Here is a 12,936-nt window from a genome sequence, read left to right as displayed (position 1 = left end):
CCAATTATTTGAATCCGGTTAACGCTGATCCGGATTTCATGAAATATTTTTGTCCGAAGAAATAGATTAGGATCATAGGTATCGCCATGATTGTAGAAGCAGCCATAAGTTTCTCCCACTGAGCCCCGTGATCCTGCTGGAAACTTTGCAGACCGACAGTTATCGTCCATTTCACAGAATCGTTCAAATAAATAAGCGGTCCCATGAAATCCACGTAAGACCATACGAAAGAAAACAGTACAACGGTTGCCAGTGCCGGTTTCAAAATCGGCAAAATTATTTTCAGATAAATCCGAATCTCAGAAGCCCCGTCAATCTTTGCAGCCTCTGACAATTCCATCGGTACCCCCAGCAAAAATTGGCGAAGCAGAAAGATGAAGAACGGCGCTCCAAAAAAAGCTCCGATGGTAAGCGGCATAATCGTGTTTACCCAACCCAGTTTCGTAAAGATAATGTATTGCGGAATCATTTGCACTTGGGCCGGCAAAATCATGGTCGCTACAACGATCGTAAATATAATTTTCCGACCTTTCCATGGTATTCTGGATATCGAATAGGCTACTAGTGGAGCTGCAAACAGCTGACCGATAATATTAATGATGCAGATCAGAAACGTGTTCATCATATATCGTGTGAAAGGAATTGCCTCAAATGCTGCTTTATAGTTGGACCACTGAAATGTCTCCGGCAAAATACTCGGTGGAAACTTAAGTATCTCTTCCGGCGTCTTAAGCGAGGTCATAACCAACCACATGAATGGAAACAGGAAGATGACGGAGAATAGAATAAGCACACAATGCGGTAGAATAACTCGCAACCTGACAGCCATGTTACTCACCTCCGTAGTAGACCCAGCGGCCTGAAGTTTTTAATAAAATGAATGTAATCAGCAATACGATAATAAACAGAATCCAGGCAAGTGCTGAAGCGTAGCCCATCTTCAGAAAGACAAATGCCTCCTGATATAGATTGACTGCATAGAACAGTAGTGATTGTTCCGGCCCGCCTAATGAATTACCTCCGCCAACCTTTCCGCCTGCCAAAATATACGATTCCGTAAAGATTTGAAACGCTCCGATAAGCCCCATGATAAGTTGAAAAAGGATGATCGGCGACAATGCCGGTATTGTAATTTTCCAGAACCTGTACCACCAATTCGCTCCGTCAACTTGGGCCGCTTCATAATATTGCTTTGGAACTCCCTGTAAGGCAGCCAAAAAAATTAAAGCACCTGCGCCAGAGCCCCATAAACTCATTAAGATGAGTGAAGGTTTTGTATAACGCGGATCAAGCAACCACGCCGGATCAGGGAGACCAAGTGTGCGCAATACCATGTTGATCAAGCCGAAGTCCGGGTTAAGCATCCATGTCCACAATAAAGCGCTTGCAACAATCGGAATAACCGACGGAAGGTAGAAAATGGTCCGGTAATAGTTAATCCCTTTTACTTTGAAGTTAAGCAGTACAGCGATCAGAAGAGAAATCGACAGTGTGATAGGCACGGATATAAACGCCATAAATAATGTATTGCCAAGCGATTTGTAGAAGCGGTCATCCGCTAATATTCCCTCGTAATTTTGAAACCCTACCCACTTAGGGGAACTGAATAAATCATATTCCGTCATACTCAAGTAGAGTGATCCGAAGAAAGGATAAACGGTAAAAGCCAGAAAGCCGATAATCCAGGGAGAAGCGAATGCCAGGCCGAGGAAAAAATAATGACGTTCCTTCCTCGACCAACCCGATTTCGTTCTTTGTTGATTAACTGGTGTGGAGACTCTCATCTTCGCGATTCTCCTTCCGTTCATTGTAGTGGTCTCGGCCCCGCCCAATATTGGACAGAGCCGATTTTATCAAACATCATTTTACCAACGGCTGAATCTTTTCCTTCACTTTGTTTAACCCTTCCTCGATACTAGCCTTCCCTCTTAAAATGGCGTCATATTGTGCGGTGAATTCCGTCATATACTCGTTCGAGAAGGAGGTAGCCGGAAAGGACTTCAGGTTCTTGCTTTCAGAGTAATCTAGGAACTCCTTGAATCCAGGCACATCAGCATAGAGTGGATTGGAAAATGCGGATGTCCGGGTCGGAAGGTTACCGATCGCAGCTGTGAATTCCGCCATTTGTTCCGCCTCTGTAATCCATTTTAGAAACTTCCAAGAAGCATCCGGATTTTTAACGCCTTTCGGAATATAAAATACGCTTGTTGTCACATTCCCCGAGTTTTTAAGATCAGGATTATTTTCATCGTAAGGAATTGGCGCAATGCCATAATTCAGATTAGGGGCAAACTGTTTAATGAAGGTTGGCAGCCATTCTCCGTCAATCGTCATCGCATACTTGCCTGAGAAGAACGGATTCTGGGCAGACATATATTGTCCAAGTCCGGATGAGAACCGGTCAAGGTTCTCAGAACCATATTGATCCCATATTTCCTTTGAGAGCTTAATGGCAGACTTTACGCCTTCGTGGTCAGGTGTCACCTGCTTGGCCGCTTCATCATAGAACGATCCATTAAAAGCGTAAGAGAAGGTGTATGTATCCATTCCCGGCCATAATCCCAATCTCTGAAGACGCCCTTCACCCTCGACGATGCTCAATTTTTTGATGTATTCTTTCAATTCGCTAATCGTTTCCGGAGGACCGTCATAACCTGCCTCTTTCAAAATATCTTTGTTATAAAACAACATTGTTACGTGCATCGCAGTCGGAATAGCGTATGTCTTGCCTTCATGCTGTGAAGTACTCAATGCCGCAGGTACAAAGTCTTTAAGGTCCACGCCATCCTTTGCTATAAAATCATCCAGCGGCATCATCGCACCGCGCAGTCCCCAAGGAACAACATCTTGCCCAAACTGAGAGGCGATATCCGGCGGGTTTCCTCCAGTGATCGCGGTAAGCTGTTTCTGATAATCACTTTGGGACAATCCTTTAACCTTGATGTCCGGATTGGCTGCATTCCACTTGGCAATCAATTTTTCCAATGCCTCGGCTTCTGGCCCTGTCCATCCGTACCAAAAGCTGAGCTCTACTGCTTCCTTGGGAAATTCGTTGCCCGATGTCCCGGCCTTTTCACCCGTATCACCACCCGTTTTTTGAGTTCCCCCTCCTGAGCATCCTGATATGATCGTGAACAAAATAACGAGACTCCAGATCAACGACTTTCTTTTCATTCCTCTTCCCCCTCTAAACGATGATTTAATATTCGCAGTATCTACTTTGCTGTGTTAAATCTCCCCTCCCCCGAGCGTTAGATGATTCAACAACCGGCTATTTTTTTGTGTGTTGCAATAATTATTCATAATATTAGCACTTAAAAATTCCATTTCATTTCACTATCGTGTTCAAAAATAGGATTATCGTATGTTCTTATCAGCCTATTTCATCGCTTGCTTTCGAAAATCTGTCGGTGATATTCCCGTATACTTCTTGAATATTCTGCAAAAATAAGACAGCTCATTGAATCCGGTAGAAAAGCAAACATCTGTTACAGATAATTCTGGCTGCTTTAATATCATCATCGCCTGAAGGATACGAAGATCCGTCACGTACCGGTTAAATGTCTTCCCTGTCCATTCCTTGAACAGGATGCAAAAAGTAGACCTTGATAAATTGGATAAAGAGCATAACGTATTCAGTTTCAAATCTTCGTGATAGTGGTTATGGATATAATCAACAACTCTCGTCATGATTCCTCTGTATTTTTCTGATTTCTCGAAGCCTGCCCTAACAAGCTCACCATTTACTTGCCGCACCAAAATGGAGAGTAACAGAAGCAGATTGGCTTTAAGCGCAATTTGAAAAAATGGAAATCGTCTCTTGTATTCCGTGAGCATTTCCTCCATCACATTTCTAACCGTAACCTCGGTTACGCTATCTAGCGTAATTTTTGACTGAGCATTACTTTCCTTTCGCAAAAAATATTCGAGGAAAACTACATCAAAAAAGGCAGGCTCCGTAGGCATATCCTCCAATCTTTCATTCACAAAAGAAGGCATGAATTCACACCCATAAATTTCAATTTCCTGATCTGGAAAGATTTCAACACTGTGTAATGTGAACGGTGGGATAACAAAAATATCTCCTTTCGATATTTCGTAAACCTGACTGTTTACCGTATGCACAAATGATCCTTTAGCCAAATACCAGATTTGAAAATAATCATGACAGTGCGTCCATAAGCTGTTCTGAGAAGTCAATTTATACATTTTGCAAGGTAAATCTTCCAACATCTCCATCTTTGAGTTAAAATAGACCACACCCGAGCTCGTTAATTCTTCAACATTTACTTTCTGCCAATGAATACCCACTAAATTTCCTCCCTTTTCGTTAAAGTAAGCGCTTACATAACAATCGGCAAAAGCTGTGAGTGCATATAAACATTATCCATAAATTTTTCTTTTCTGCACGAAACATTTGTTGAATTATCTTTCTATTTAAATCGATATTAATCAAAATCCCAATTAACGTCAGGAGTGGGTTGTTTGACATGAGGAGTAAAATCGTATATTTGGATGGCTTGAGAGGTTTGGCTGCCTGTATCGTTGTCATATCTCATTTTTTTCAAGTGTTTGCGCCGTCTGTCTTTGAAGGCAGAACGGAGATTGAACATTTCGCATTTGAGAACATTGCCGCCCGTACACCCCTCAATCTAGTGTTTAATGGTAATTTTTCAGTTTGTCTATTTTTTGTTTTAAGCGGATATGTGCTTAGCTGTAAATTTTTCCAAATGAAAGATAACCACATTATTTATTCTTCTGCGACCCGCAGATACTTTCGCTTGGCCGCACCTGCCTTCCTCTCCGTAATCCTTGCTTATTTGATCGTGATATTTGGTCTCGGGGCCTTTGATAACATTCGCGGAATCACACTATCTTCCATGCCGGATCCGTTTGTGGCCAACACCGGCCTGCTGACCATGTTAAAGGAGGGCTTGTTCAATACCTTTTTCACATACGGCTCACAGTACAATCCTGTACTCTGGACCATGACTTATGAACTACTTGGATCCTTTTTAATCTTTGCCTTTTTGTTGATTTTAGGCAGACGCAGTATACGTTTTGCGGGATATGCAATCCTTATCTATTTTTTTATCGATTCATACTACCTAGGCTTTGTACTCGGCATGCTTCTGAGTGATTTAAAGAACAGCAATGGGGATTGGCTAGCGTATATCAACCGTCCCTGGGTTAACGTCCTCATGTTATTCACTGGTATTTATGCAGGTTCCTTTCCTTACATCAATCCTCAGGGGACATTATACTCCGTTCTCGTCTGGGAATCGGCTAACTTCTCTTTCTTCGTGTTCTATCATGTCATAGGATCATTCCTGATAATTACGGCTTTGTTGAATTCGAGCCGCATGCAGTCTCTGTTTAACCTCAAGCTTTTCGCTTATCTTGGCAAAGTGTCTTTCTCGCTGTATCTCGTGCACTTTACTATCATTTGTTCATTCGGAAGCTTTATCTTTTTGCAATTCAGTACTTTCCTTCCTTACGGGATCAATGTATTGCTTACAGCCGTTATCACTCTATTGGTAATTTTCGCAATTGCGCATTTATTCTATAAATTCGTTGATGCTAAGACACTTTTCTTGCTGGCACGATGGAATGAGCGGATGTTCAAAGGTGAGAAATATAAGGGAATACGGCGTTCCGTGCCATCGGAAAAGTCATTTGAGGCTGATTGAGATTTGATCTAAGGAGCTTCGAGGGAGAAATCAATAGCAATCTGCCAACTAACCTTATAAAAAATAGGGCTGTCCCAAAGGTCACTGACCTGGGATGCCCTTTTGTCTTGTCTGTTATGAGACGCTTTGTGTCATGCCCATAAGCCTTTAATTGACACTCCCCCTAAAGGGGTAAGTCTGCTCTCACCCTGTTACCAGATGAGATAGGTTGTTTGCTCCGATTCATCCCATGCCTAAAGGCTAGTATCTGTTAATAAATTACCTTGCGACGGTACCTCTCCTGTGAAACTTCCTCGTGGTTAAGCGGTGAAAGAACATTCATTTTGTTGCCCATACATACTTAGTACAAGCTCCATCTCCTCTTACTTCACCCGCGCCAGAATCAAGCCGTCGTAAGCAGGCAAAAGCGTGCTGACCAGCCGTTCATCATTAGCTATGGTTTCATTGAAGCTTCGAACAGCTTGCACGGATGGTCCGTTTTTGTCACTGTCCAGCGTCCGCCCTCTCAGAAAACAGTTATCCCCTGCAATAATGGCACCGGGATTGGCAAGCTCGATCGCATAGTCGAGATAAAGCGGATAATTCTCTTTATCTGCATCGATAAAGAAGAAATCGAAGCGGCGTCCTTCAAATTTGAGCTGCTCCAGGCTATCCGCTGCCGGCCCGATCCGGTATTCCGTCTTGTCCCTGAATCCTGCCTTCTCCAGATGAGACCCGGCAAGTGAAGCATATTCTTCTTTCAACTCCAGCGAAGTCAGTCTTCCGCCTTCACCTAAACCGCGACAGAGGCAGATGCCGCTGTAGCCGCCCAGAGCGCCTATTTCCAATACTTCCTTCGCACCAGATGTCTGGACCAGCAAAGTAAGTAGACGGCCATATGCAGGCGCGACGGACACTTCAGGCATACCTTGCTCCCGTATCACTTCTTTTACATGCTGCAATTCTTCATCTTCGGGGTATAATTGGCTAACATAATCATCAGGTGTCATATGCAAAGAGATATCCTCCTTTAAATAATATCAAAATAACGTGCTAAAAATGTGAATCTGACGAATCCTATCATATGATAATTGTCTTGCCTTGTACAATCGCATATACTATATAAATTGAACCGACGGTGCTTCTGCGCCGTACACACCGTAAATGGAGTTGACTTTGTTAATGTCTCGATTACAACTAATCGCTACCGCCCCCATGGGCCTTGAAGCTGTAGTTGCACGTGAATTGAAAGAACTCGGATATACTGACACCGAAGTGGAGAACGGAAGAGTGACATTTTCCGGGGATCTAATCGACATCTGCCGCTGCAACCTGTGGCTTCGTACGTCGGACCGGATTCTTGTCAAAATGGGAGAGTTTAACGCGCTCACCTTTGACGAACTATTTGAAGGGACCAAGGCTCTTCCTTGGGAAGACTGGATTCCCGCGAATGGCGAATTTCCTGTTGAAGGACGTTCGCACAAGTCACAACTGAGCAGCGTTCCAGCCTGCCAGGGTATCGTTAAGAAAGCGATTGTAGAAAAGCTTAAGCTTTCCCATCATACAGAATGGTTCCCGGAAAATGGTGCGCGATATGTCATCGAAGTATCCTTGCTCAAGGACCGGGCTATCTTGACCCTCGACACAACGGGCCCCGCGCTGCACAAACGGGGATACCGCAAGCTCATTACCGAAGCACCACTAAAGGAAACGATGGCTTCCGCTCTGATCCAATTAAGCCGCTGGGGCCCGCATCGTCCGCTCTATGATCCATGCTGCGGTTCAGGTACGATTCTGATCGAAGCGGCTATGATGGCATGGAATATCGCTCCAGGCCTGCGTCGTTCATTCCCTTCAGAGCATTGGGACATCATTGGCAGCGATCGTTGGGCGGATGCGCGGGATGAGGCCTTTGATGCTGTCACAGACGACATTCCGCTCGAACTGGCTGGCAGCGACATTGATCCAAAAGCTATTGAAGTTGCCAAAGCTGCTGCTAAAAGCGCAGGGCTCGCTGGAGTCATCGATTTCCGGGTGCTTCCCGCTTCCAAAGCGTTGCCAGAAGGCGACTATGGCTGTCTCATTACCAATCCGCCTTACGGTGAACGCCTGAGCGAGAAGGAAGAAGTGGAACGTCTCGTCCGGCAGCTTGGCGGAATGGCCAATCGGATTCCGACATGGTCCTTTTTTGCCTTGAGTCCGACAAAGCAATTCGAGCATTACTTTGGCCGCAAAGCGGACAAGCGACGCAAGCTGTTCAACGGACGGATTGAGTGTCAGTACCTGCAATATCTCGGCCCGCTTCCACCTCGTCCACGCCCGGCTGAATAATTAACAACATCGTCTTGTTACAACAGCCGCCTGCATAGGCGGCTTTCGTTCTTTAGTATTCATTAGATATGAAAATAAGGCTTTTACAGCCGCTTCAAGGAGGGTATCCATTTGCTGACATTGTCGCCGGGAGGCTTTAAAGACCGACTGAGCCGTAGTCTGCAGAACCGGTACGCGGCCTACATTTTATTTATCATCATCATGCTTATCAAACTTGTCCTGATGCATTACAACCTGCAGGTAAAGAATATCGACATGAATCCGGTCGATTATATCATTGCCATCGGTTCACTCATCCTAGTATCATTCTGGACCTTTTGGCTTCCAATGAGAGGCAGGCTCAGCGCATTAATGCTATTGAACCTAATCCTCACGGGAATCATTTATGCCGATCTCGTCTTTTACCGTTATTTTGAAGATTTCATTACAGTCCCGATTCTTATGCAAGCCGGTCAGGTAGGATCGCTGGGAGAGAGCATTAGATCGCTGATTCATTGGCGGGATCTGTTCTTTTTTATCGACTGGATCGTCCTTGTTCCCTTAACGGTATCCCTTTTCTTTCGTAAACGCCGAGTACGGGGGTATATGGAAGGGCCTATCTTTGGCACTACCTCTCGCCGCAAAGTCGCGGTTCGCAGATTCATTACAGGTACAATTGCGCTTCTCCTTGGATTCGTTCTCACTTTTGTACCGATTAAAAAGATATCCAAAACATGGGCTGTCGGTCTGTTTGAGAGCAATTGGTGGAACGTTACCCTTTATAACGTCACTGGACTAATCGGATTTCATGGATACGACATCTACCGATATGCCAAAGACCATTTAGGTCTCCAGCCTGTCTTAGATCAAGAGGAAGTGGATCAGAATCGGAAATGGTTTGACAAGCAAGCTGAGCTGAGCACAACGAACGCAACTTTTGGTAAATATCAGGGAAGCAATGTAATCATGATCCAAGTTGAAGCGTTCATGAATTTTATAGTAAATCAAACCATTAACGGACAAGAAATCACTCCGAACTTCAATAAGCTTATAAATGAAAGTATGTATTATAGCAACTTTTACCATCAAACGGCTCTTGGACGGACTTCGGACGCAGACTTTGTAACACAGAGTTCCCTGCTTCCGCTTCCGGCGGGTTCGGTATTTACACGCTACCCTCTCCATGAGTACGACACCATACCAACGATACTCAAGGAACACGGTTATGCAGCAAATGTATATCATTCCTATGACAGCAGTTTTTGGAACCGGCATACCGTGTATAAAGAAATGAATTATGACCGCTATTACAGTAAAAAAGATTTCGAGCAGGATGAGATGATCGGTTGGTCGGTCAGCGATGAATCCTTTTTCAAACAGTCGTTAAACATGATGAAGGACGTACCGGAGCCATTTTACTCTTTTTTAATTACATTAACCAGCCATCATCCCTATGCATTACCGAAAGAGAGACAACAACTTGATACCGGTGAGTTTCAAGGGACCATGTTTGGGGATTATCTGCAGTCCATGCACTATGTTGATCAAGCACTGGGCAAGTTCGTGGAACAGATGAAAACCCAAGGACTGTGGGATTCTTCGATATTGATTATTTATGGGGATCATGATAATTCCATCAAGGATAAAGCCATGTATGAACAGTTTATGGACCGCCCACTAAACGATCTTGATATGGAGCAGATCATGAATCAAGTACCGCTTCTGATCCATCTGCCTGATGGAGGTAGTGCCGGTGTTTATCCGGAAGCAGCAGGCATGATGAACACAGCACCAACGATTTATCATTTGCTCGGAATTTCGCCGGAACCGTACTACCTGATGGGAGACAGCCTTCTGGGAGATCAGAAACGCTTAATCCCTCTCCGCAGCCGAGTATTCTCAGACAATGAAGTATTCTACATTCCGGCGGAAACAGGCAGTTTTGAGAATGGCACCTGCTACAATTTGTCGACACGTCAACCAACCGATATCAATGCTTGTCGCCAAGGGCATGAGGAAACTAACAAATTATTAAAAATATCCGATCAGGTTATCACATATGACCTGCTCAAGCAGTACAAAGCTTCCCCTCGAGATAAAAAATAAATTCCTTTTAGCGCACGAACCGTTCAGCAGTATATGGTTCGTGTGTTTTTTTATACTTTCTTATCTCTAAAAAAAACCCGTTAAGAGTCTGACTCTTAACGGGCAGCACAGGATCGTGCTCTTACCTTTGATTTGAATGAAGCTTGGACAGACGTTCCTTCTCTTCGCCGAGCATCTCCTCCGCCAATTCAACAGCTTGCTTATTAGCGTTTCCCCTGATTTGACGGACAGCCTGTTCGGCATGAGCCAAGGAATTGTTCGCTTGCTGAATTAGCTGCTCTGTGGGATGAGACAAAGCTGAAGAAACTGAACGATGCAATTTCTCTGCCGAGTCCATGGCGCTATTGGCCGGATTGTTCGACTGAAGACTGGAATCGTGACTGTTCATGACGGTTGCTCCCTTCTCATTTCAAGGTTCCTGTTGCATCCTTAGCATGGATGTGTTCGAGAGGAACTATTCACTAAAAGGGGAAATATAAATCCAGAGCAACCGTTTATAGCCAGACCGTTAAGAACACTACTTGATAAAGGGCTTTACTTTCTCCAGCACTTCATCCTCTGTCGGAGCACTGATGTAACGACCGTTCACATAAACAAAAGCACGTTTCTTGCAGGGCCCACAGTACGATTTACAACCCACTTTAATGTCGGCATCGGGCGCCAGCTTTTTCAACTTAGGAATAATAGTCTTAAGTGAAGTAGTCTTGCATTTTTCACATACGCGAATATCATTTGCCATGTCTCGTAACCCTCTTTACTAAACGACCTAGTGGTCGCCGTGATTTCCCTTGGACGGATTGGTTATAACGAACCCTTCTTGTGGGAGGTATAAATAATCGATCTTGACGCCATCAAGGAGTTCCTGCCCGGACTCCAGAATTACATCGATTTCTTTATCGGTTGATACTACCTCGTCGCTTTCCTTCGGCGTATCCAAGTCAAGCCCGTAATGAGCATGATCACCATGGGCGTGTGTAATAACAACACGGAGTTTTTTGTCTTGATTTTCTTCCTTGTCCAATTCTCTCTTTATCACTTTAGCCGCATTGCGGGTAATTTTGCAGTTCATTTATGTTCATCTCCTCAAGTTTCAATCACTCAATATTTCATTTTAGACCCCACAGAATGTTTTCGCAAGCGACGTTTCCGTTAACGAACTGGCGGAATACGCTGGGGGTTGTCCGAATTCAGTTCAGGATACTTTCGCTCAATCCGACCTACGAACCAGTTCATGAGCAGCATGGTCACTCCGATGTCATCGATTGGCATAAACGGCATAATATCAGGCAGCACCCAGTACAGCACAGCCGGTATAAAGAACAACAGCTTGTCTCCGATAGGAACACGCGGTGAGGACAAGTATTTGAATATACGCTTAAAGACGTGAGACCAACGCCGAAGCGATAGCAGTTTTCTCCATTTCATGGCGTTTCCTCCCATCTGAATTATCTTCTTTCCTATTTCTTAGTAGCGATTCCAGGATATGAAAGAAGAGACAACCACCGGATTATCAAAATACTCAAACATGGCGGCTGTCTCCCCTTGTATAGCTTACGCATTTTTACTGAAAAAGTTTCATTCCCATTTCAATCCAACGACATGAAAGCAGTCATTATTGAACCCACCTCGACACACAAGTCCTCGAAGTCCTCTACTGGAAGAGGGTTAATTCCCCGTCCGATTTCAACCGTGAATCCCGGCCGGCGAAAATGCTGTATAAACCAGTCTTTATATCCCGCATCACTTCCCTGCAGCTTGACCGGACGATAGCTGCTAGCCTTACCTAATGTAACTGCCCATCTCTCACTTTCTGGCGGCTCATATCCCCGGTAATTCCAGTATATTTCTTGACCTTGGCTGTGGAGTGATAAGGCACGAACAGGAGAAATTTGGAGCGTGTGCCGGGCTAAAGCCTCCGCTTCGGGCTCACACAGCGGGGCTGTTCCTGCATAATCCTGCGGGCAGGGAGCTGTCTTGCCCCGTCTCTCTATCTCTTCCTCCCAATGAGCAGGAAACTGGTCACCCAGGTCCACGCCATGAATGTTTGCTTTCCACCGGCGGAAATCGTCCCTTTCACCGTTCCAGTGCAATAACTGATCGTAATACTTATGATCCGGCAAAACTCCCTCCTGGACAAGCTCAACGCCATCCGGGTTAGCCATAGGAACAAGCCACAGCGTATAGTTCTGATACCATTTGTCCGGATCATAGCCATCAATATGGTAACCTTCTGTTAGGGCCGATGCGTAATTTTCCAGAAACCTAAGAAGACATGGAGTAGTGATCCATTCATTCGCATGTAAAGACGCATTCACATGAAGATGCCTTTGACCGACGCCTATTTTGACCGCATACAGCGGTTTACCCATAACACTAACTCCAATTGTGCTGCATTCGATCTTGGGATATTGTGCCGTCAGCACATCCAAATCCACCGCCAAATCCCGGGGTCCATATTCACCGGACAACCTGATCCTATGTCTCGGCTTCGAAGGCGGAAGAACGATCGTTTTACCGATGGGAAAAGTATAAATCGACATCCCGGGGTTCATGTCCTCCAGCGTTTCTGGCTGGAAATGAAATGTACAGGCAATACTTTCCGGACTGTCTCCTTCCTGTATTACGTATCTTCGGCGTAATGACGCCGGAAGAAACATCATTTGACCCGGCAGCAGATAAGGCTGCTGTCCAGCCCATGGATTAGCAGTAATAAGCTGTTCCCTAGCCAAGCCATATTTCGCCGCAATCCTTAGAAGTGTATCCCCTTTTTGCACGATATACTGCCGCATGACGTTATTCCTTTCTGGCAGCCATAGCCGCCGCCTATTTGCCGTCTACTGCATATGTATGT

13 protein-coding genes are annotated in these 12,936 nt (G+C 44.8%); 3 read left to right on the top strand and 10 right to left on the bottom strand.

Annotated elements, in window-relative coordinates:
* Positions 1-4: 4 nt before the first annotated feature.
* The 4 genes from B9N86_RS07505 to B9N86_RS07490 all read right to left on the bottom strand — a co-directional run bounded on the left by B9N86_RS07505 (position 5) and on the right by B9N86_RS07490 (position 4,311).
* A complete protein-coding gene (locus tag B9N86_RS07505) occupies positions 5-829 on the bottom strand; it encodes a carbohydrate ABC transporter permease (RefSeq protein ID WP_208918460.1) in 825 nt (274 codons plus the stop codon).
* Between the two features lies 1 nt (position 830).
* Positions 831-1,784: a carbohydrate ABC transporter permease gene (locus B9N86_RS07500; RefSeq protein ID WP_208918459.1), complete on the bottom strand. Its 954-nt coding sequence runs from the start codon at positions 1,782-1,784 to the stop codon at positions 831-833.
* 76 nt (positions 1,785-1,860) lie between these two features.
* Positions 1,861-3,174, bottom strand: coding sequence for an ABC transporter substrate-binding protein (locus B9N86_RS07495; protein WP_208918458.1), 1,314 nt, complete (start codon positions 3,172-3,174; stop codon positions 1,861-1,863).
* A 204-nt stretch (positions 3,175-3,378) separates the two neighbouring features.
* Positions 3,379-4,311 (bottom strand): AraC family transcriptional regulator, encoded by a 933-nt coding sequence (locus B9N86_RS07490; RefSeq protein ID WP_208918457.1) that lies wholly within the window; start codon positions 4,309-4,311, stop codon positions 3,379-3,381.
* Between the two features lie 179 nt (positions 4,312-4,490).
* On the opposite strand from B9N86_RS07490, the gene B9N86_RS07485 reads away from it, so the two are divergent.
* Positions 4,491-5,690, top strand: a complete 1,200-nt coding sequence (locus tag B9N86_RS07485) for an acyltransferase family protein (RefSeq protein ID WP_208918456.1) — start codon at positions 4,491-4,493, stop codon at positions 5,688-5,690.
* Between the two features lie 362 nt (positions 5,691-6,052).
* Here B9N86_RS07485 and B9N86_RS07480 read toward each other — a convergent pair whose 3' ends face one another.
* Positions 6,053-6,679, bottom strand: a complete 627-nt coding sequence (locus B9N86_RS07480; protein WP_208920150.1) for an O-methyltransferase — start codon at positions 6,677-6,679, stop codon at positions 6,053-6,055.
* Positions 6,680-6,851: 172 nt separating this feature from the next.
* Between B9N86_RS07480 and B9N86_RS07475 the strand changes: the two genes are divergently transcribed.
* Together B9N86_RS07475 and B9N86_RS07470 are read left to right on the top strand one after the other, a co-directional pair.
* A complete protein-coding gene (locus B9N86_RS07475; protein ID WP_208918455.1) occupies positions 6,852-8,000 on the top strand; it encodes a THUMP domain-containing class I SAM-dependent RNA methyltransferase in 1,149 nt (382 codons plus the stop codon).
* A gap of 111 nt (positions 8,001-8,111) precedes the next feature.
* Positions 8,112-10,085, top strand: coding sequence for an LTA synthase family protein (locus B9N86_RS07470; RefSeq protein ID WP_244562993.1), 1,974 nt, complete (start codon positions 8,112-8,114; stop codon positions 10,083-10,085).
* 121 nt (positions 10,086-10,206) lie between these two features.
* On the opposite strand, the gene B9N86_RS07465 is transcribed toward B9N86_RS07470, so the two are convergent.
* The 5 genes from B9N86_RS07465 to B9N86_RS07445 form a co-directional block, all read right to left on the bottom strand.
* Positions 10,207-10,473 carry a hypothetical protein gene (locus B9N86_RS07465; RefSeq protein WP_208918454.1) on the bottom strand — a complete coding sequence of 89 codons (267 nt, stop codon included), beginning with the start codon at positions 10,471-10,473 and terminating at the stop codon, positions 10,207-10,209.
* Positions 10,474-10,602: 129 nt separating this feature from the next.
* Positions 10,603-10,824 carry a YuzB family protein gene (locus B9N86_RS07460; RefSeq protein WP_208918453.1) on the bottom strand — a complete coding sequence of 74 codons (222 nt, stop codon included), beginning with the start codon at positions 10,822-10,824 and terminating at the stop codon, positions 10,603-10,605.
* A gap of 27 nt (positions 10,825-10,851) precedes the next feature.
* The gene (locus B9N86_RS07455) at positions 10,852-11,154 is read right to left on the bottom strand and encodes an iron-sulfur cluster assembly accessory protein (RefSeq protein ID WP_208918452.1); all 303 of its coding nucleotides are present in this window, start codon (positions 11,152-11,154) and stop codon (positions 10,852-10,854) included.
* Between the two features lie 80 nt (positions 11,155-11,234).
* Positions 11,235-11,510: a hypothetical protein gene (locus tag B9N86_RS07450; RefSeq protein ID WP_208918451.1), complete on the bottom strand. Its 276-nt coding sequence runs from the start codon at positions 11,508-11,510 to the stop codon at positions 11,235-11,237.
* A 161-nt stretch (positions 11,511-11,671) separates the two neighbouring features.
* The gene (locus tag B9N86_RS07445; protein WP_208918450.1) at positions 11,672-12,874 is read right to left on the bottom strand and encodes a M14 family metallopeptidase; all 1,203 of its coding nucleotides are present in this window, start codon (positions 12,872-12,874) and stop codon (positions 11,672-11,674) included.
* Positions 12,875-12,936: the final 62 nt, after the last annotated feature.

This window comes from Paenibacillus uliginis N3/975 (assembly GCF_900177425.1).
Taxonomy (GTDB): Bacteria; Bacillota; Bacilli; order Paenibacillales; family Paenibacillaceae; genus Paenibacillus_AQ; species Paenibacillus_AQ uliginis.
The sequence above is the reverse complement of the archived record's forward strand: the minus strand, read 5'-3'. Positions and strand labels throughout refer to the sequence as shown.